Here is a 21,259-nt window from a genome sequence, read left to right as displayed (position 1 = left end):
ACACTTCATGATAGGCCAGTTTTCATTTTATGGATAGTCCGGTTTTAGTGCCATACCAGCGTTTTGTATCTGTCGATCGTACCTCGTCCACACCTGTTTACCTACAGGTAGCGCATCAGTTAATCGATGCGATTCAACAGGGTTACCTTGTCGACGGCCTTAAGCTACCCGGTACACGGCGGATGGCTAAGTTATTGGATATGCACCGTAATACGGTAGTTGCCAGCTATGCAGAGCTGGAAACGCAGGGATGGATTACGGTGCGTCCAAACAGCGGGGCGTTTATACGGAATAAGAAATCCGACAAACCAAGAAAACTCTGCCCACCGGGGGTCCGGGAAGGTTCGGCTTACCCGGCACAGGCGGGATTTTCCTACCGGAAATGGACGTTATTGGATAACCCATTTGACCAGGGAAATGCAACCTATAGTTTTGATGATGGCCTGCCCGACTCCCGGCTTTCCCATACAGACTACCTATCCAGGCTGTTGCACACGAATATGAAGCGTCGGGGAAATCGTGCCAAACTGGGCTACAACCAGCGCGGAACAAGTCATTACTACCAGGAGAACCTGGCAAATTTTCTAAACCTCACCCGCGGACTTCGTATTTCCACCGATAACTTGCTGGTAACCCGGAGCCTGGAATTGGGGGTTTATATCGTGGCTGAAACACTGCTTGCCCCCGGCGATACAGTGGTGGTGGCTGAGCTCAGCTATTTTGCGACAAATATGATTTTTCAGCGTGCGGGTGCAACTATTCTGACTGTTCCGATCGATGAAGAAGGTGTGGATGTGGCCGCGGTAGAAACCCTGTTCAAACGCAATCGGTTCCGTATGCTTTACCTCACACCTCACCATCATTATCCCACTACAGTACCGCTGAGTGCTGAACGGAGAGAAGCGCTGCTCGATCTTTCGATGAAATATGGATTCATCATTTTGGAAGACGATTACGATTATGATTTCCACTATGACGGAAGTCCATTGCTGCCAATGGTGAGTGCAGATACCGGTGGCATGGTGGTGTATGTGGGCGCCTTTGGTAAATCACTGGCTTCGGGATTCCGGTCGGGTTTTATTGTGGCGCCGGCGGGGTTGATCCGGGAGATGGATAAACTGCTGGGCATATTGGATCGTTATGGCGATGTACTCACCGAACTGGCATTAGGGGAATTAATAGCCGATGGCGAAATTCACCGCTATCTGAGGAAATCCGTTCAGTTGTATCGGGAACGGCGCAATCGGACGGCGCAAATGCTGGCCATGAAGCTGGGAGACCGTGTGGATTTTACGGTACCTGACGGCGGTTTGGCCATTTGGACAAAATGGCCGCGGAGCACCAACCTTATGCAATTGCAGCAACAATGTTTGAAAAATGACCTTTACCTGCCCCGATACCTGTTATACCAGTCAAAGGTACATTGTGGTATCCGGTTGGGCTTCGGAAGCCTGTCTCCCACAGAATTGGAAAAGGCGATAGCTATTTTGGCTGCGGTCGCTCAATAGAACGTCCTACTGACTCATTGGAATAACCAATTCGCTCATTCCTAATGAATTCACGCATCCATTATTGCTTAATTTGTGTCATAGCCAGGGATAACAATTGTGGTATGGTTGATTTTTGACTTTCAATATTAAAAAATGAGAACAATTGGTACAATGCTTATGATAGCGGGTATGATGATAATTGTATCTTCATCATGTAAAAAAGGGGACGTAGGACCATTAGGCCCACAAGGCGAACAGGGAGTCCAGGGAGAAAAAGGGGATAACGGCGACAAAGGAGATAAGGGTGACCGCGGTGCCACCGGTGCTGCAGGATCCCAGGGACCCCGCGGTGCTACTGGACCACAAGGTCCTGTCGGTACGGCTAATGTTATCTATAGTGCCTGGATGTCATTCCAGCAAGCTGGACGGGATACGGTTATCGACGGTTCAAAGCTGAAAATTAATCACCTCCAGGCGCCCCGGTTAACCCAATCCCTTATCGACAATGGATCGGTGCAGGTTTATATGCGGTTCGGTACCACCGTATTGCCATTGCCTTATACCAATAACGCCGGTAATAAGGCCAATACAGTAAGTTTTATCCCAAAACCGGGTGTGATTTACGTTACGCGATACACACATGACAACTCCGCATCACTTGGATTTGGTGCTGTCCAGCTCCGCTATATATTGATACCGGGAGGTGTAAGTGCCAGCCTGCTTAGCGATAATGTCGATTTACGTAATTACGATATGGTCAAAAGGGCATTGTACATGGCCGACTGATTATTGCACATTAATGCCATTCTTCACGGCCCAGCATTTTCGGCTGACGGGTAGCTGTAGTATCCGTTTTCGTTGGCTGCACTGGTAAATCATGGATATCGGGTTGCCCGGCATCAACCCAGGCGGAATACCAGAAGCTTCCTGTACGGATAATGGCATCCCGCATGCGGTCTTCGACCATGCCCAACAGCGCCTCGTGGTAATGCCGTGAATAGGCTTCGGAGTAGGTCCGTATCAATGCATCGTTACGGGTAACATAACCGTATTTCCAATCCGACTGGAATTGTTGATGAAGCCGTGCTTCGATGGCCAATACCGAATCAACCAGCAGAAAGCTTTCCTCAACAATCTGCCAGGCCTCCGCTGCCGGTGATGCCACGTAATGCGCACGGCCGACAAGAAAATCATACTCTTCCGCAAAAAGCTCAGGCAGTCGGCTCTCCCAGAATGCATGAATTCCAACCTGATTGGTCTGCTGTCCGTTGTAATTGCTTGTCGTATGCAACGGTACATGCGCATCGGCAATATAGTGTCCAATGTCGGCCGAATAACGTAAAATCCGCGAATGATCCTTTTCGCTGTACGCACGGACCAGGCGGTAATAAGTACGGCTAATCTGCCAGGGCAGTATGCCTGATGCAAAGAGGCGCTGTTCCGTAAACCGGTTTACTGCAGCTGTCCAGCGGACGGGTATGCTGTCAAACGGCAGGTCTCCGTACCGATCCACATCAATAAAATGCCGCGCCGCTTCCAGGGTATCTATGTAACGGCGTTTGTCCGCATCCACTGCGTGTTCGGTGATATAGGCCAGGTGATTCTTATAGAAGCCGGAAACATCGGCCGGTAAGGTGAAGACGGCCATCCGGTTGATCAGCTTATGTGCATGAAAACCCCAGGCGGAAAGCAACAGTACGGACATCAATAAAAAAACATGCAGGAATAGGCGGTTCATTCCATGAAAATAGGGGTTTGCGTCCATGATAACAAATTATTCACGTGTTTTTAACGGTTAAGTAATCACCAATACCGTTCTTGCGGTTTTATAGTTTGATCTGTAACAAAATAAAACAGGACACAATGGGATATTTAGTCACGTTGCTTCATCGGTTGGGCAGCCGTTTTATGCTCCGTTTTCTGCGGTCGGCCTTCAGGCACTGAAAGGATTTCAAATTACAGCTGTTTTTTTAACTTTAGATTGCTAAGTTTGAAGTGCATAAGTTTGTGTCGGCTCTTGTTACTATCTGATCGATGAAAATTCTATACGCGGTACAGGGTACCGGTAATGGCCACTTAAGCAGAGCAATGGATGTCGTGCCCTGCCTGCAACGACGGGCTACGGTGGATGTGCTGGTAAGTGGCATACAGGCAGACTTGCAGCTTCCGTTTCCGGTAAAGTACCGGATGCATGGCCTAAGTTTTATTTTTGGAAAATCCGGGGGGGTCGACCTCTGGAAAACGTTCATGAGTTCCACGGTCCGCCGGCTGGTGCAGGAAGTAAACTCCCTGCCAATTGCGGATTATGATCTTGTTATCAACGATTTCGAGCCGATATCCGCCTGGGCCTGCCACATCAAAGACAAAACGTGTGTTGGCTTAAGCCATCAGGCAGCCGCACTCGATCCGCAGTCGCCGAAACCCAAGGATGCGGATGTAATGGGCAAGCTGATCATGCGCAATTATGCACCTACTTCCATCAGCTACGGGTTCCATTTCAAGGCCTATAATCAACGGATATTCACGCCTGTAATCCGTCAGCAGGTGCGCCAGCTCGATGTGCACGACCGCGAGCATTACACGGTTTATCTTCCTGCCTATGATGATGCGCGACTAATTAAGCACCTGATGCGGTTCCCCGATATCCACTGGCAGGTATTTTCCAAGCATAACCGGAAACCGTTTACGCTGCGTAACGTACATGTCCAACCCATTGCCAATGAGGCATTCATCAAAAGCATGGCCGCTGCTGCGGGGGTGCTGTGCGGCGCTGGATTTGAAACACCTGCGGAATCACTGTTTTTACAGAAGAAATTATTGGTTGTGCCGATGAAAAACCAATATGAACAGCACCTCAATGCCGCAGCACTGGAACAGCTGGGTGTGCCGGTTATCAAGAACCTCAAGCCAAAAAATGACGTCGCTATTGAAACCTGGCTAAACAGCAAGGCAACTGCTCGGGTAGACTATCCCGATTGTACGCAGGCGATTGTTGATAAATTGCTGGATACGCACGCAATAACCCCCCTGTTATCGAATGGTTAGCAGTGATTTCGGTGCCAATTTCCAATGGGGTGTGTCTTCCGCAGCGTTTCAGACTGAAGGTGCCAGTACTGCAGACGGCCGGAGCCCATCCATCTGGGATACGTTCACGGCCCGGAAGGGAAAAATAAAGAACGGTGACCATGCCCGTACGGCCTGCGACTTTTACCAGCGGTATGCCGGCGATATTGACCTGATCCAGGAAATGAACATCCCGAATTTCCGGTTTTCATTATCATGGCCCCGTATAATGCCCCAGGGTACGGGAAAAGTGAATCAGCAGGGCGTTGACTTCTATAACCAAGTGATCGATGCCTGCCTAGCACGCGGCATAACACCCTGGATTACGCTTTACCACTGGGATCTCCCGCAGGTGTTACAGGACCGTGGCGGATGGACTAACCGCGATGTCGTCGGCTGGCTGGAAGACTATGCGGCCTGTGCGGTAACACACTTCGGCGACCGGGTAGGGCATTGGATGGTACTCAATGAACCGGCGGTATTTACCGGGGCCGGTTACTTTTTCGGTGTGCATGCGCCCGGGCTTACAGGACTGCGGAATTTCTTTCCCGCAGCCCACCACGCCACGATGGCCATGGGCAGGGTAGGCCGGGTGCTCCGTTCGGCACTGCCACAGGCAATGGTCGGTACAACTTTTTCCTGCTCCAGCGTGCATCCCCTGCGCAACCGGGAACGGGATGTGCAGGCGGCCATAAGGGCCGATGCGCTGATTAACCGGATGTTTATCGAACCGATCCTCGGACTGGGGTATCCGGTGGCCGATCTTAAAGCCCTGCAGGGGATCGAGGCGTATATGCAGCCCAACGATGAAAAAGAGCTGCCATTTGCCTTTGATTTTATCGGTCTTCAGAATTACACCCGGGAGGTCGTGCGGCATGCGTGGATCGTACCCTACCTGCGTGCACGGCTGGTACCGCCCCGGAACCGCGGTATTGCACTGACTACCCAAATGGGATGGGAAGTGTACCCGCAGGCTATTTACGAAATGATCAGCAAATTCAGCGCCTATACGAATGTGCCGCGTATTTACATCACGGAGAACGGTGCGGCATTCCCGGACGAGGTGGTGAACGGACGTGTCCAGGATCCATTGCGTCAGCAGTACCTGGAAGCCAACCTGGCGCAGGTGCTCCGCGCCAGACAGGAGGGCCTGAATGTACACGGCTATTTCGCATGGACGCTTACCGATAATTTTGAATGGGCCGAGGGCTATTCCCCGCGGTTCGGCCTGGTACACGTGAATGCGGAAACACAGCAGCGGATCATCAAGGATTCAGGCCGGTGGTATGCCGGATTCCTTCGTTCGTAAGACGGCGCTTCCTCGCCAATTTCCGGAAAAAAAGGCTTTGAATGAAAGATTTTGTAGCTTTGCGTTCCGTTGAATCCGTACACATGAAATCAGAAGAATCAGTTATATCGAAGGAAGTTTCCCCAACCATATACGCGGTACTGTTCGCGTTGAGTTTTTCCCATTTGCTCAACGATACCATCCAGTCCCTGATCCCGTCAATTTACCCGCTTGTCAAGGATTCATTCCGGTTAAGCTTTTCCCAGATCGGGTTGATCACGTTGGTATTCCAGTTGTCGTCATCACTCCTGCAGCCGGTCGTTGGCGTGCTGACCGACCGGAGGCCGTATCCTTATGCGCTGCCTCTCGGAATGGGGTTCAGCCTCATCGGGTTGATCCTGCTGGCATTCGCGCCGAACTATGCGTGGCTATTGGTGTCTGTCGCGATGGTGGGCGTGGGGTCCTCCGTGTTTCACCCGGAAGCATCCCGTATGGCGTATGTTGCCTCTGGCGGCCGCCGTGGTTTCGCCCAGTCGCTTTTTCAGGTAGGGGGAAACGCCGGCAGTGCCATCGGCCCGCTGCTGGCCGCTGCATTGATCGCCCCGTTCGGACAGTTTAACGTGGCCTGGTTTTCCATTGCCGCATTGGCGGCAATCATTATTCTTTACCGTATCGGAAAATGGTATAAACCCAAATCCATCCGTAACTACATCTTGCGCAAAAACAAGGTCGAAGTGGTGGTGCAGCAGACGCTGCCCCGCCGGACAGTAGTCCTGTCCATCGCCGTGCTGCTGATCTTGATTTTTTCCAAGTATTTTTACTTCGCCAGCCTCACCAGCTACTATACATTTTACCTGATCGATAAATTCGGGGTATCCGTGCAGGAGTCTCAGGTATATCTGTTTATCTTCCTTTTCGCGGTGGCGGCGGGTACAATGATTGGCGGCCCGTTGGGCGACCGCATTGGACGCAAATACGTGATCTGGCTTTCCATCCTGGGCGCTTCCCCGTTTACCCTGGCACTGCCTTACGCCAGCCTGCTGTGGACGGTGGTGCTCTCGTTCGTCATCGGCGTGATCATTGCCTCGGCATTTTCGGCCATTCTGGTATATGCGCAGGAATTGCTGCCGGGCAATGTCGGGATGGTCTCGGGTTTGTTTTTCGGGTTTGCGTTCGGCATGGGCGGCGTCGGTTCCGCGGTGCTTGGTCAGATCGCCGATACAAAAGGAATTGATTACGTCTACCATATCTGTGCTTTTTTGCCGCTTATTGGGATAACGGCTGCATTTTTGCCGGATTTAAATAAAAGACACGCCTAAAAATAAAGGCAGTGTGTATATTTGACACGGTAAATAAGCCGGATAAACAGAAATTAACATGAGATTTAGCAGTATCGTAATTGCCTTCGCGGCACTTTTGAATGTTGGCGTGGCCGTTGCGCAGCAAGCCGCCAAAACCCCGTTGACAAACCACGCGGATTCAGTGGCCTATGCCTTTGGATTGTCGATTGGTCAGGACCTGAAACGTACCGGTATCGAGCAGGTCAATACCGAAGTAATGGCCAAGGCAGTCGCTGCGGCACTTGCCGGCGAAGAAACCGGTTTTGATGCCGATTTAATACGCGAGCTGATTGTGCATACGGTTACGGAAGCAAAGGGGCAGCTGGATGGCCGGCTTAAAGGACAAGCGGACGCATTCATGGAAAGCAACCGGACGCGGGAAGGCGTAAAGACCACGGCATCCGGCCTGCAATATGAAGTGATCCGGGAAGGAACGGGGGAGAAGCCAACGCCCGCGGATACCGTGACTGTACATTACCGCGGTGAGCTGAGTGATGGTAAGGTCTTTGATAGCTCATATGACCGGGGCGAGCCGGTAACGTTTGAACTGGGGCGGGTTATCGCGGGCTGGCAGGAAGGCCTGCAGCTGATGACGGCAGGAGCGCATTATCGCATTTACGTACCTTATGAATTGGCATACGGCGAACAGGGGGCCGGACCGGATATTCCGCCATTCAGCCCGCTGATCTTTGATATTGAATTGATCACAGTAAAAAAGGGTGCCGCGGAGGCGCCTGCTGTTGTGGAACCCATAGATGAACCAGCTCGGTAAATCGGATTTATACATCAGTCCGGTAGCATTCGGATGCATGTCTTTGGGAGAAAACCAAAAGGCAAATACCGATATGCTGCTGAAAGCGGCCGATCATGGTATTAACTTTTTTGATACGGCCGACCTTTATCAGAAGGGCCTTAACGAGGCCTACGTCGGGGAAGCACTGAAACCGATCCGCAAGCAGGTGGTCATCGCAACCAAGGCAGGTAACCAATGGCGGGCAGACGGCAGCGGCTGGGACTGGAACCCAAGTAAAGATTATATCCTGAAATGTGCAGAACAAAGTCTTAAGCGACTTAAAACGGACTATATTGATCTTTACCAGCTGCACGGTGGCACGATTGACGATCCGATTGATGAAACCATTGAAGCCTTTGAGCAGCTTAAGCAACAGGGGAAAATCCGCTGGTATGGCATTTCCTCCATCCGGCCGAATGTAATCCGGGAGTATATCCGGCGTTCCAATATCGTCAGTGTGATGATGCAGTACAGCCTGCTGGATCACCGGCCTGAAGAAGCGGTGCTGGATCTGCTCGGAGAACATCAGATCAGCGTGATTTCCCGCGGGGCTATTGCCCAGGGGTTACTGACGGGAAAAGCAGCAGCCAGTTACTTGCAATATACAGAAAGCGAGGTCGCCCGGGCAGCAAAAGCGGTAGCGGGCATAGCAGGCGAAATTGGCGTTTCAAGCGTGGATATTGCACTGCGCTATGTGTTGAGCCATCCGGCAGTGGCAACCGCCGCGCTTGGCATCCGGACACCTGCTCAACTCGACGAAGCCATTGAGGCAGGGAAAACGGCCTGGGGGCTGACGGAAATACAGCGGCAACGGCTGCGCGGATCGGTACGGGACTTTCATTATGAGCTACACCGGTAATCTTCCAATGAATCAATGTTGTAATTAAATCAGTATAAACCATGAAACATTACCTAACAACAAAAATCGGCGCCCTCGTGCTGTTTGCACTGGCGGCGGCATTGCCGGTATCCCATGTAAACGGTCAGTCGTATCCAGAGAAGAAATTAGGCTGGAGTCTCTCGGCGCAGACGTATACGTTTAAGGAGTTTACTTTTTTTGAAGCGGTGGATAAGGCCAAAAGTGCCGGCCTGCAATCCGTTGAGGCCTATAACGGTCAGGAACTCGGCGGCGGAATGGCCGGTAAATTTGATTATAAAATGGATGCGACTACGCAAAAGGCTATCTTAAAGGAATTGCGGAAGAAAGGCGTGAAACTGGTTGCTTTTGGCGTGGTTAACGGAAATACCGAAGCGGAATGGAAACAGCTGTTTGCCTTTGCCGATGCCATGGGTATCCAGACCATCAACTCCGAACCCAAGGAGGAATTCCTGCCGCTGGTAGGACAGCTCGCCAGCCAGTATAAGATAAAAGTGGGTATCCACAATCACCCCAACCCGACACCGTACTGGAATCCAGCGATTGTGCTGGCGGCTGTGGCGAAAGCGAATAGTGATTACGTTGGCGCATGTGCCGACATCGGGCACTGGGTACGGTCCGGACTGGATCCCGTGGCATGCCTGAAACAACTGGAAGGCCATGTAAAGAGCGTACATTTTAAGGACCTGGAGGCAAAGTCGCCGGAAACCCACGATGTACATTGGGGAACCGGGGTCAGCAATGTAGCCGGGGTTATCGCCGAGTTGAAACGCCAGGGTTTCAAAGGTAATATCTCCGCTGAGTATGAATATAACTGGGAAAATAATACCGAAGACGTCGCCCAGAGCGTAAAAAACTTCCGACAGATTCTGACCGCAGGAAGTTTATAGCCGAAAATTATCTCATTGATCCAGCCTCCCCACCTGCCGTGTTTTGAACCGGCAGGCCGGGGAGGCTGTTTTTGCCTTTACCTACTTGATTGTCAGAGATATTTTGACTATACTTGTTGTTGACTAACAAGTAAACCTATTTATGCGCCATCGAACAACTGGCCTGATATTACTTGCATTATGCATTACCGTACATGTTTATTCCCAACAGAAGCCACAGTATACGCAGTACCTGTTCAATAGCTTTTTGATCAATCCGGCAGTGGCGGGCATTGAGCGGTATGTCGATGTAAAGGCAGGGGTGCGAAGCCAATGGCAGGAGGTGGAAGGAGCGCCACAGACGCTATACCTGTCGGGAAATATGCCGATTGGAAACAACCATATCCAGGACGGGGCCAATTCGTTTCCCGAAGGGGGGTACAACCCCTACAGCCGAGGGTATTCCCACCGTTACCGGGCTTCAGAGCCACACCACGGGCTGGGGGTAATTCTGCAGTATGACCGTACCGGACAGTTCCGGCGAACCGATGCGCAGTTGGGATATGCTTATCATTTGCGGATAGCAGAAACGATTAACCTCTCCGCCGGAATCAATGGGGGGATTTCCCAGGTGCGGTTCGACGCTAGCGGCGCAACAACGGAAACACCCGGCGATCCCATTCTCGGACAGTATGCGGAGAGCCGGACTTCGCCCGACCTCGGAATCGGGCTTTGGCTATACGGCGCCCGGTTTTTCCTGGGGGTGTCGGCGCAGCAGCTGGTGGGTAATCCGCTGGCACTGTCGGGGAGCGTGGCCAGCCGGGATGCACCGGCGCAGCAGTTTTACCTGATGGCGGGCTACAAGGTACATCTGGGGGATGACATGGCGGTGGTACCCTCGGTACTGTTCAAGTCGCTTGCGGGGTTGCCTATGGTAGGTGACTATAACGTGAAGCTGGCATTCCGTGACCGGCTGTGGGTGGGTGGCGGTTACCGCAACCATGAGTCATTTTCGGCAATGGCGGGGTTCAATATCAGCTCGCTGCTGAACCTGAGTTATTCCTATGATTTCAATACGGGACCGGTACGCACGCTGGCGCACGGCAGCCACGAGATCGTATTGGGACTATTGTTAAACAACCGCTTTAAGGTGTATTGTCCGCAGATCTTGTTTTGAGCATCATGAGAAACACCTCCATATCCTGTTTCCGGACGCTGGCCCTGCTGGCCAGTTTGCTGCTGGGGTGCCTGCTGCCTGTCTATGCAACAGACTTTACTGTAACCAATAGTGCCGATAGTGGGCCCGGCACACTTCGGGATGCATTGTTGCAGGCGGCGGCTAACGGAACAAGCGGACAGGACCGGATTTTATTCAACCTGCCTGGCGGATCGTTGGAAGCCCGGACGATCCTGCTGGATAGTAAATTACCGGATGTCACGTCGAATGTAATCATCGACGGCACTTCGCAGCCGGGTGATCCATTTGATGCCAGCGACGCGAAAGTACGGATTGCACCCAACGTAGGTGTCTACACCAATGATAATGCAGGAGCGCTAAGTATCGTAAACGCCGACCGCGTTGAGATTTACGGGCTCTACATTACGGGATTTCATACGTTGTACGGCCAGGAATCCAATAACGCTTCTTATTATGCCATTCAGGTGACAAGAGGCAGTGCGATAATCATCGGAAAACCGGGAATGGGTAACGTATTCGACGACAACTCTGTCCACATCAATATTCAACGGGGGCAAACTGGTACGCCGACGGGCGTTACCGTACAGTCCAACTGGATCGGCATAAATACCAACGGCGATGAAAACCGGGGGAATTCGGAAACGATGGCCTTGCGCATCACCGGGTCGGACGTGTTGTTTGGCGGAGCGTCGCCGGACCAGGGCAACAGGGTGGGTGCCGGCGCACGTTTCCAGCTAAGCGACTTCTCCGTGGAAAATAACGAATTCCTGTCCGGCGCGCAGCTTAACAATAGCGAATCGGGTGTGTTCCGAGATAACCAGTTATATGATGATTTTCTTCAACTGGATAACAGTTACCAGGATATCGGCATATATGGCAATCAAAATATCGGTTGGCTGGAAATCAAGACCAATGTGCCGCCGGACCAGGTATTCGTGGAGATCGGTACGGATGAGGCCGCAGACGTTAATACTTTTACCCGCGACGGCGCAGGGATTACCGGTGTCGCAGCGGTGCGTAAAAACAGTTTCGACTGTGTCTACTATCCATTCTGGACTCAGGCGACATATCCGACCATCGAAGTGCTGGAAAATAGCCCTAGTGTATTCGGGGGTGTCGCTTCCCCGAACGCCGAGATTTACATCTACGACGACGATACGGATTGCGAAATTACAAGTCCGGTTACATTCTTCAGAAAAACCACGGCTGATGCCAACGGCAATTGGGAGATCCGCGGCGATTTTTCTGAAAAGGAGCTTACCGCCAATGCGGTGATAGGCAATCAATCATCCGCTTATACACAGGTGGGTTTCGAGAATAAATACGCAGAACACCGCGATAACTTTATACTGACTCACCCGGACTGCGAAGGGGACAATGGGGCTATCGAAGTAATCAATTACATTAATACGTTGCAGATCGAGTGGTATGATGAAGAAGGAAGGCTTTTACAAAGCGGCCCCGAACCCAGAATCGAAGGCCTTGGCCCGGGTAAATATACCTGTATATTGCGTAATGGAAACAGTTCGATGACTTTTGAAAATTATGAATTGCACCTGCCGGAGTGGCGGTTCTATGCCGAAGATATGCGGGTAACTGCCGCCGAATGCGGAGCGCCGGTTGGCCGCGTAGAAAACCTCCGGGTGGTTTCAACTTACTATCAGGCTGCAACCGGAAATCATGAGATTATCAGACTGCAATGGTTTGATGAATGGAACAATCCGGTAGGACCGGCCGGGACAGGCGGGACATTACCCTTGCGCGACGTGCCGCCGGGAACGTATTTTCTCCGGGCGTATATCTCCGAAAATTGTTACGAGGAGTATCCTATAGCCATCGAAGGCCCACGGGCCGATCTGTCGGCTATGCAGGTGGAGCACATTACCTGCGACGGTCCGGGACAGATCACGGACATCGGCCTTTCCGGTATGGAAGGGCTGGAGGTTTTCTGGTTGGATGAGCGGGGAACAAGGATGGGCAAGGGACCGGACCTGCACGACATTACCAGCGGAGGGACATATCGGTTAGCCCTGGTGGGTGATACCGACTGCGACACGATTTGGGCGGCAATCGTTGATGTCCAGGAAATCGGCATACCGCAGTTCGACGAGCAGTCGCTGGAGATCATTCCGGGAAGCTGCGACGGAACTACACTGGGCCGCATCACCGGCCTGACGGTCGAAGGGACCGTTAGTTTCGAATGGCGGGACGAAGCCGGACGGGTGGTAGGCAATACCCTGGAATTGGTAAATGTGCCCGTGGGTCGCTACCACCTTTCTGCCGCTACTGAAGAGGGATGCCAGGCCATTTCCGATTGGTATGAGGTAGTTCAGGAAGAAGTGGTATTTCCCGAATATGCGGTTTCAGCGGAACACCCTTCCTGTATCAGCAACGATGGTGTGCTGGAGATTGATTGGGGCAGCAATACCATACGACCGACCGCATGGCGCTGGTTGGACAGCAACGGCACGGAAGTGGGCAGTGACATGCGGGCTGAGGGCCTGTCTCCAGGTATTTACCGGCTGATGTTGATCAATGAGGCAGGCTGTGAGGTGCTTGATCCACGGGAATTCCTGCTGGAAGAAGCCGCTCCGCTGGCACTCAACACGGATGCCCTGCAGGTCCATGACGTTGCACGTGACTCCAATACGGGGGCCATCGGGGGAATAACAGTGGCCGGCGGAACGGCACCATACACCTACAATTGGTATGACGAAGCGGGCTTGTCTGTGGGCCAAGAGGCAGACCTTTCGGGTGTGCCCGCCGGGGTTTATGTCTTGGAGGTTGTGGATGCCCGGGGATGCCGGATCTCCACGGGACAGATTACCGTAAATACATTCAATGGTGACGACCTAGGTATTCCAAATACTTTCAGTCCGAACGGTGATGGCTATAATGATACCTGGTTCCCCACAGGGCTTGAACGATATACCCGTGCCCTTGTCCGGATATTCGACCGGCAGGGACAGCTGGTGTATGAAGGAAGGAGTACGGATGCTCCGTTTAACGGACAATACCGTGGCACCAACCTACCGGTGGGTGCTTATTACTTCTTAATTGATCTGGGGAATGAATACCCTGCCCTGAAAGGCAGTCTCAACCTGTTACGGTAATCGGCTGACTGCTGAAGACTAATGCTTTCCGTAGTGGATTTTTAAAACCCGCTCCACATCTTCCGGATTGTCGATGCCAATGGTTTCATGGGTTGTTTCCGCGGTCTGGATCGGGTATCCGTTTTCCAGCCAGCGCAATTGCTCGAGCATTTCCGTGCCCTCCAGCGGGGATACAGGCAGCGCTGTAAGCTGCGCGAGTATGTTGGTCCGGAACCCATAAATCCCGATGTGTTTGAAATAGCTGTGGGATTGCAGCCAGTCTTCCGGCGGCACGCCGCGCTGGAACGGGATAGCCTGTCGGCTGAAATAAAGCGCCCGGCCGTTCACATCAACCACCACCTTCGGTGAATTGGTGTTGAATAGTTCTTCACTTGCCGTGATTTTTTTAATCAGTGTGGCAATCTGCACACCGGGTTTGGTTAAGCAGCTGACCACCAGGTCAAGCTGATCGGGGTGGATAAATGGCTCGTCACCCTGGATATTGATCGCCAGGTCGAACCCCGTGTGGGCCGCTACCACCTCTGCACAACGGTCGGTCCCGCTCTGGTGCGTAGCCGCGGTCATCATCACGCGGCCGCCGAATGCCCGTACGTGGTCAAAAATGCGGCTGTCGTCCGTTGCCACAACAACCTCATTGAGGTGCTTGCACTGCTGTACCTGCTCATAGACCCGCCGGATCATGCTCTTGCCGGCAATATCCACCAGCGGCTTCCCGGGAAAACGGGAGGAAGCATAACGGGCGGGAATGATAGCAATGATCTTATGGGGCATAGCGATGGGGGATAAGGGATCAGAACAAGCCGAACAGCTCGGCTTCTACCTTTTGAAGCACATACCCCATGTCCTCCGGCTTGTTGGCAAAATCAAGCTTGTCCTTATCTAGGATAAGCAGCTTGCCGGATGCATAGTTCGTGATCCATTTTTCATATTTTGCATTGAGCTTGGATAAGTAGTCCAGGCGGATATTCGCTTCGTATTCCCTTCCGCGCGTCTGGATGTTATCCACTAGGGTCGGTACCGAAGCCCGGAGATAAATCAGCAGATCCGGCGGTTTAATATATGAAACAATGCTTTCGAAGATACCGCTGTAATTCTCGAAATCGCGGGCGCTCATCAACCCCATGTCGTATAGGTTCTCCGCGAAAATATACGCGTCTTCATAGATGGTCCGGTCCTGGATGATGTTGATGTCTTTCTGCTGCAGCTGTACAATATGGCGGAATCGGCTGTTGAGGAAATAAATCTGCAGGTTGAATGCCCAGCGCTTCATGTCGCTGTAAAAATCCTCCAGATACGGGTTGTCGTCCACCGCCTCAAACTGGGGTTCCCATTTCAGGTGGTTGGCCAGCAGCTGGGTAAGCGTGGTTTTCCCCGCACCGATATTTCCTACAATGGCAATATGCATGTTAAAATTTCCTGAATCCAATGATTTCGCGTACTTCTGTCAGGGTCTTCCGGGCGCTTTCCCGCGCCTTTTCATTTCCCATACGGATTACATTGCTAATATAGTCGTTATCGTTTGAAATTTCATGGATGCGTGTACGAACCGGCTCGGTGGCGGCAATCATATCCTCCGCCAGTTGTTTCTTCAGGTCGCCATAGCGGATGGCGCAGTTATTATACTGTTCATTAAAATGCTGCACCGTATCTGGACTGGAAACCACGGCCATCAGGTCGAACAGGTTCTGGATGGCGTCGGCTTTCGGCTGGTTCGGCACCGTAGGGCCGCTGTCGGTAACCGCACGCATCACCTTTTTCCGGATCACCTCCGGGGAATCGGAAAGGTATACTGCATTGGCTTCACCTTCGGATTTACCCATTTTGCCCTTGCCGTCCAGTCCCGGTATTTTAACCAGTTTGCTGTCGAAAGAAAAAGCATAGGGTTCCGCAAAGTATTCCGTTTTATACAGCCGGTTAAAGCGATTGGCGAAGGTACGCGACATTTCCAGGTGCTGTTCCTGGTCCTTGCCAACAGGAACTTTGGTTGCGCGGTGGAGCAGGATGTCCGCGGCCATCAGTACGGGATAGGTCAATAATCCCGCATTTACGTTATCGGGGTTTGCACGCACCTTGTCCTTGAACGACGCGGCACGTTCCAGTTCACCCACGTACGCGTTCATGTTAAGGTACAGGTATAATTCGGCCACTTCGGGTACATCCGACTGAATGTATATCGTGGCTGCCTCCGGATCAATTCCGGCCGCTAGGTATTCCACCACCACCTGGCGTACGTTGGCATAGAGATCTTCCGGTGTCGGGTGCGTGGTCAGTGCGTGCAGATCCGCAATAAAGAAGTAACAGTTGTACTCCCGCTGCATCTTCACAAAATTGGTGATCGCCCCGTAATAATTTCCTAAATGCAATTTTCCGGTACTCCGGATACCGCTCACGACTGTTTCCATAATGGTGACGAAAATAAGGAAATATTAGGTAAGTTCGGTGGTTTGTCCGGTGAATTTAACACCGGCGGGCGGTTCGGTATATTTATTGTTAAGTGAATGTAAGGATTACCTGCTTATTGGCATTCATGTGACAAAGAATCCCTATTTTTGCAGGGATAACCTTTGCAATGGAAGTATATTATGGAAGGACTTGTAAAACCTACATATAAGAAAGCTGGCCCCGATGATTTTTTTAAGAAGCTCCAGCGCGAAGTACAGGAAAAGGTACTCGGCGATAAGCGTATTCAGCGGCGTAATGTAATTAAAACCTACTTCCTGCTGTTCCTTTACCTGGGTTTTTATGCCGGTATCCTGTTGTTCGGCAATTATACGCCACTCCTGTTTTTGTTTTATATCCTCCTTGGTTTTTCCATGATCATGCTGTTTATCAATGCTTTCCATGATGCGGCCCACGGGGCGGTATTCAAGAAGCGGAAAGACAATCAGCGGTTCATGTATGTGCTGGAACTCTTCGGCAGCAACAGCTGGCTATGGGGCAAGCGGCACAACCTGCTGCATCACCCTTATCCCAATATCCAGCATTGGGATACCGACATTAAACAGAGTGACCTGGTACGTATCTTCCCGGACAGCGAGCACCTCAGCCAACACCGTTATCAGCATATCTACATGTTTTTACTGTATCCGCTGTATACGCTCAACTGGCTGTTCATACGCGATTTCAAGGATTTCTACGGCACGAAGGACAATTACATCAAACGCATCATCCGGATACCACGGATCGAATATTACAGGCTGTTCGCGGCCAAGCTGTTCAACTTGTTTTACCTGATCGGCATCCCCCTGATCGTGCTGAACCAGCCCTGGTATATTGTGGTACTGGGCTGGCTTTGCATGCATATCTTCGGTAGCCTGCTGGGTGTTATTGCGCTGATTTCCACTCACGTCGACGAAACAGCGGTCTTTCCGCTGCCGCCTGTCGATGGTAAAATGGATGTCACCTGGGCAGAACACCAGATGATGGTTACCAAGGATTTCAGTGCCGACAGTCCCATTGCGAACTTCCTCTTCGGTGGTTTTACACATCATGTGGCCCACCACCTGTTCCCGCATGTCGCGCACACGTATTATCCCTATATAACGCCGATAATCAAACGGTATGCAAAGGAGTACAGTCTGCCATATACCTGTTACCCGGCAATAAAAGCCGTGCGGTCGCACTTTGTGCTGCTGAAAAAGCAGGGGATGGCAGAGAACCTGTTTAATACCGGCGAGCTATAGTTTCTTTGCTTCTTCCCAATAAACATCCATTTCTGCCAGCGTCATCTCTTTCAGGTTTTTGCCGGTTTCCCCGGCGCGCTTTTCCAGGTGCGAAAACCGCTTGATGAATTTCTTATTGGTGCGTTCCAGTGCATTTTCGGGGTTGATGCCAATGAAACGGGCGTAATTGACCAGTGAAAACAGCAGATCCCCGAATTCGGCCTCCGCACGTTCGGCGTCGATCGCCTGGCCGGCTTCCGTGTCAAATTCCCGTTTGAACTCGGCCAGCTCTTCTTCCACTTTCTGCCAGACCTGCGCTTTCTCCTCCCAGTCGAATCCCACACCCCGCACCTTGTCCTGGATGCGGTAGGCTTTTACCAGGGCCGGCAGGGAGCGTGGTACACCCCCCAGTACGGATTTGTTGCCTTCTTTTAGTTTCAGCTGTTCCCAGTTCCGTTTCACATCTTCCTCGTCGTTTACGTTTACGTTGCCGTAAATATGCGGATGCCTGGAAATCAGCTTCTCACATACACCGTTAAGTACATCGGTAATGTCAAAAGCTTCCTGCTCCGCTGCAATCCGGGCGTAGAAAACGAGGTGCATCATCAGGTCGCCAAGCTCTTTTTTCACCTCATCCAGGTCGTTGTCCAGAATAGCATCCCCCAGTTCATACATTTCCTCTATGGTGAGGTGCCGGAGGGTTTCCATGGTCTGCTTCCGGTCCCACGGGCATTCTGCCCGAAGCGTGTTTAACACAAGGAGTAGGCGTTCAAAGGCCGTGGCCGGCGTTTGCCGGGCCGGGGGAGGTGTATGGGACATGGCGTGTATTTTTTTACCGTCAAACTTAGCTAAATTCACGTTGATACGCAATATAATTGCGGACGCTTGCCATTTCGTTTAGGCCATGGACGATACGGTGTGGATTTGCAGCTGCTGCACAAAACCGGTGAGTTCGGTTACGGAACGTGCATATTCGGCCGCATCCGGCAGCTCCCCGTTGCGGGTATCGATTTCCAGTTTGCGCAGCCGGAAGGCGATTTTGTCGGCACCCACCTGGGCGGTACGCCCGGCTATGCGATGCAGCAGCAATTCCATTCCGGGCAGGTCTTTTTTTTCATACTGTGCCTGCAGGGCACTTAAATCCGACAGCGTGTCGGCGATGTATAACTGGAGGAAGCGGTTTGCCTGCTCTTCATCGTCCGTGGCCAGCAGCTGCATCATGGTATCGTCCTTGATGGGCGGTGTATCCTTTCCATGGATGTGCAGGAGTTCCAGTAAATCTGCTTCCTTAAAAGGTTTCAGCAACAGGCCATCGAATCCCTGGGCCAGAATCTCCTCCTGTTCCTCCGGCAGTGCCTGTGCCGTAAAAGCGAACCGGCTTACCTCCGCGTCGGCAGGTATTTTCTTCTCCAGCTCCCGGTTAAGCTGTGTGCCGTCCATTTCCGGCATACGGATGTCCATCAGGATGACGGTTACTTCGGGGTCCCATGCTGCCGACAGCAATTCGCTGGGGGAGGCAAAACACCGGTAGGCAATGTGGTGTTTATTGAGGATGCTCTGGCATAGACCCAGTATCAGCTGATCGTCATCAACAATCCACACTTTACCGTTGAACGCGGCCGGCTGGACAACGGACGCCGGTGCTGCTTCCGGTTTTGTGGCGGCCTGCAGGGGAAGGTTGACCTTAAAGACCGAACCGTATCCTTTTTTACTTTCCACACGGATTTTTCCGCCCATACTTTCGCAGATCGCCTTGACGATGCTCAGTCCCAGGCCGCTCCCGAAATATACACCGGAATTGGCATTCTCCGACTGCTCAAAATCATTGAAAATACGTTCCAGGTCATCTGCGGGTATCCCTTTTCCGGTATCCTTAACCACAATATTCAATTCCGTCTTTTTCTCGTACACGACGGTGCTGACATTCAGCGTCACTTTCCCCCGGTCTGTAAACTTAATGGCATTGCTGAGCAGGTTAAACAGGATCTGTTTGATCCGGAATGCATCGCCAAGCAGGTGTCCGGAACCCAGGATGCGGGTGTTAAGCACCAGGTCAAGGGCTTTGCTGGACGCCTGCATACGCATCACGGATACCACATTGTTTACCAGTTCAAGCAGGATGAAGGGTTTCTCCGTCAGTACGATTTTGCCGGAAGTGATCCGGCTGTAGTCCAGTATCTCGTTGACGATCTGCAACAGGTGTTCGGACGACTGATAAATGGCGTTGATTTTCGGAGAGTCGAACGTAATGTCCTGCTTCAGCTGTTCGGCATATCCGATGATGGATTGCAGTGGGGTGCGCAGCTCGTGGCTCATGTTGGCGAGAAACCGCTGTTTGGCTGCTGCATGGTACTCGGCCTCCTCTTTTGCCGCCTCCAGTGCGATACGGTATGCATTATTCCGGCTGATGTCCTGCAGGATGAGGTATACCATGATGGTGGTAATGATAAAAAACCCGAGAAAAATGGCACTGATCCGCCATACGCTGTCACTGACCACGGTCTTGGCCTGTTGATTGTCGGCTTCCAGCTGCAGCATCGCCTCGTTTTCCACAGACTGTAAAATGTTCAGCATATTGCTTATCAGCGCATTTCCTGCAATGGTCAATTCCATTTCCTGGCTGACGAACAGTTCGCGCTGCTGCTGCTGGCGCAGCTGAAAGAGCTGCACGGCGCTGTCGATTTTGGCCAGTGTGCTGTCGTGCTGGGCGGCCCGGATCGTGTCTACGATGGTTTCCAGCTCTTCCTCTACCATCCGTCTTTCCTCAACGGCCTGCGGCGGCGCTTCCGTCCGCCTGCGTGAGCCGAACAGCCGGGCAAAAAATCCCTTATCATCCGGGTTCACCGGCACTACCGTATCCATGTTGTCCGTATCGTCCGAAATGGTAGTCGTACGGCGTTTCCTTTCGGTGGTTACAATGGTGCTGTCGCCCGACGGTTCGTAGATTACTTTGCTGAGGGAGTCCAGCTGCTTGGAAAACGCATCGCTGTCGACCACCTTTTCGCGTACTTTCACGTAAGCGTCAAATAGCCCGTCACGCTGGGTAAGCAGGGTTTTGATGGAATCAATGCGCTGCTGCTGGATGGAACTGTACTGATAGAGCGATTTCAGTGAATCAAGCGCGGATACGATGACTGCCGATTCGTTGGTCAGGCTACTGTATTTGCCGGAATTGAGGAAAGCCTGGGCGCGCTGCAGCTGGTCGAGTCGCATGATATCCCGCGATATCTGGCTTACCATCTCCAGCTTGGGGTCGGGCGCGGTAATGCTGTCCACGGTGTCCATCATTTCGGTAAAGGCCACCCGGCTGATTACCCAGGCGAGCACCAGCGCCACGGCGCAGCTTATAAACACGAAGATCACCTTGCGCTGCACGCTTCCTGTTGACTGTATGTGCGGTGTTGGCATGGAATACCCCAATGTTACTGAACGTAAAGATACCAAAAATTGTGCTAAATCGCCGGCCGCTGCCTGCCATACCCCGTTCCCCGTACGCCAAAGGCCGATAAATCACGGGCTGTGCAGCTTTTGAACGCTTCAAAATAAAAGCGGACTGTGGATTTTGT

At 52.0% G+C, this 21,259-nt stretch carries 17 protein-coding genes; 11 read left to right on the top strand and 6 right to left on the bottom strand.

Translation table 11 applies throughout. The features are described from left to right. Positions 1-29 precede the first annotated feature (29 nt). Together NEV57_RS03705 and NEV57_RS03700 are read left to right on the top strand one after the other, a co-directional pair. Positions 30-1,508, top strand: a complete 1,479-nt coding sequence (locus tag NEV57_RS03705; RefSeq protein ID WP_257656926.1) for an aminotransferase-like domain-containing protein — start codon at positions 30-32, stop codon at positions 1,506-1,508. Positions 1,509-1,679: 171 nt separating this feature from the next. Next, positions 1,680-2,276: a collagen-like protein gene (locus tag NEV57_RS03700; protein WP_257656925.1), complete on the top strand. Its 597-nt coding sequence runs from the start codon at positions 1,680-1,682 to the stop codon at positions 2,274-2,276. Between the two features lie 10 nt (positions 2,277-2,286). Here the strand turns inward: NEV57_RS03700 and NEV57_RS03695 are convergent, their stop codons facing one another. Further along, on the bottom strand, positions 2,287-3,255 hold the full coding sequence (locus tag NEV57_RS03695; RefSeq protein WP_257656924.1) for a zinc dependent phospholipase C family protein: 969 nt from the start codon (positions 3,253-3,255) through the stop codon (positions 2,287-2,289). 269 nt (positions 3,256-3,524) lie between these two features. On the opposite strand from NEV57_RS03695, the gene NEV57_RS03690 reads away from it, so the two are divergent. The 8 genes from NEV57_RS03690 (at position 3,525) to NEV57_RS03655 (ending at position 14,031) form a co-directional block, all read left to right on the top strand. After that, on the top strand, positions 3,525-4,535 hold the full coding sequence (locus tag NEV57_RS03690; protein WP_257656923.1) for a glycosyltransferase family protein: 1,011 nt from the start codon (positions 3,525-3,527) through the stop codon (positions 4,533-4,535). Continuing rightward, positions 4,528-5,862 (top strand): GH1 family beta-glucosidase, encoded by a 1,335-nt coding sequence (locus NEV57_RS03685; RefSeq protein ID WP_257656922.1) that lies wholly within the window; start codon positions 4,528-4,530, stop codon positions 5,860-5,862. Before NEV57_RS03690 ends, NEV57_RS03685 begins: the two co-directional genes overlap by 8 nt. Before the next feature lie 83 nt (positions 5,863-5,945). Continuing rightward, positions 5,946-7,160, top strand: a complete 1,215-nt coding sequence (locus NEV57_RS03680; RefSeq protein WP_257657037.1) for an MFS transporter — start codon at positions 5,946-5,948, stop codon at positions 7,158-7,160. A gap of 58 nt (positions 7,161-7,218) precedes the next feature. After that, positions 7,219-7,953, top strand: coding sequence for a BamJ family beta-barrel-assembly machinery protein (gene bamJ, locus NEV57_RS03675; protein WP_257656921.1), 735 nt, complete (start codon positions 7,219-7,221; stop codon positions 7,951-7,953). Beyond that, complete coding sequence (locus NEV57_RS03670) at positions 7,937-8,833, top strand: aldo/keto reductase (RefSeq protein WP_307876379.1); 897 nt, start codon at positions 7,937-7,939, stop codon at positions 8,831-8,833. Before bamJ ends, NEV57_RS03670 begins: the two co-directional genes overlap by 17 nt. A gap of 41 nt (positions 8,834-8,874) precedes the next feature. Then, entirely contained in the window at positions 8,875-9,741 is an 867-nt protein-coding gene (locus tag NEV57_RS03665; protein ID WP_257656920.1) for a sugar phosphate isomerase/epimerase family protein, read from the top strand. 142 nt (positions 9,742-9,883) lie between these two features. Beyond that, positions 9,884-10,897, top strand: a complete 1,014-nt coding sequence (locus NEV57_RS03660; protein WP_257656919.1) for a PorP/SprF family type IX secretion system membrane protein — start codon at positions 9,884-9,886, stop codon at positions 10,895-10,897. 5 nt (positions 10,898-10,902) lie between these two features. Continuing rightward, positions 10,903-14,031 (top strand): T9SS type B sorting domain-containing protein, encoded by a 3,129-nt coding sequence (locus tag NEV57_RS03655; RefSeq protein ID WP_257656918.1) that lies wholly within the window; start codon positions 10,903-10,905, stop codon positions 14,029-14,031. 18 nt (positions 14,032-14,049) lie between these two features. On the opposite strand, the gene kdsB is transcribed toward NEV57_RS03655, so the two are convergent. Genes kdsB through trpS form a run of 3 tightly spaced genes read right to left on the bottom strand, consistent with a single transcriptional unit; the run spans position 14,050 to position 16,433 of the window. After that, positions 14,050-14,802: a 3-deoxy-manno-octulosonate cytidylyltransferase gene (gene kdsB / locus NEV57_RS03650; RefSeq protein ID WP_257656917.1), complete on the bottom strand. Its 753-nt coding sequence runs from the start codon at positions 14,800-14,802 to the stop codon at positions 14,050-14,052. 19 nt (positions 14,803-14,821) lie between these two features. Continuing rightward, the gene (locus NEV57_RS03645; protein ID WP_257656916.1) at positions 14,822-15,436 is read right to left on the bottom strand and encodes a deoxynucleoside kinase; all 615 of its coding nucleotides are present in this window, start codon (positions 15,434-15,436) and stop codon (positions 14,822-14,824) included. A gap of 1 nt (position 15,437) precedes the next feature. Then, positions 15,438-16,433: a tryptophan--tRNA ligase gene (gene trpS, locus NEV57_RS03640; protein WP_257656915.1), complete on the bottom strand. Its 996-nt coding sequence runs from the start codon at positions 16,431-16,433 to the stop codon at positions 15,438-15,440. A gap of 180 nt (positions 16,434-16,613) precedes the next feature. Here trpS and NEV57_RS03635 point away from each other — a divergent pair, with 180 nt between their 5' ends. Further along, complete coding sequence (locus NEV57_RS03635) at positions 16,614-17,714, top strand: fatty acid desaturase family protein (protein ID WP_257656914.1); 1,101 nt, start codon at positions 16,614-16,616, stop codon at positions 17,712-17,714. On the opposite strand, the gene mazG is transcribed toward NEV57_RS03635, so the two are convergent. Together mazG and NEV57_RS03625 are read right to left on the bottom strand one after the other, a co-directional pair. Next, positions 17,709-18,512, bottom strand: coding sequence for a nucleoside triphosphate pyrophosphohydrolase (gene mazG / locus NEV57_RS03630; protein ID WP_257656913.1), 804 nt, complete (start codon positions 18,510-18,512; stop codon positions 17,709-17,711). The genes NEV57_RS03635 and mazG overlap by 6 nt on opposite strands. Before the next feature lie 78 nt (positions 18,513-18,590). Continuing rightward, on the bottom strand, positions 18,591-21,101 hold the full coding sequence (locus NEV57_RS03625; RefSeq protein ID WP_257656912.1) for a hybrid sensor histidine kinase/response regulator: 2,511 nt from the start codon (positions 21,099-21,101) through the stop codon (positions 18,591-18,593). Positions 21,102-21,259: the final 158 nt, after the last annotated feature.

The organism is Parapedobacter lycopersici, assembly GCF_024643285.1.
GTDB classification, from domain to species: Bacteria; Bacteroidota; Bacteroidia; order Sphingobacteriales; family Sphingobacteriaceae; genus Parapedobacter; species Parapedobacter lycopersici.
This window is presented reverse-complemented; position numbering and strand designations above follow the sequence as displayed.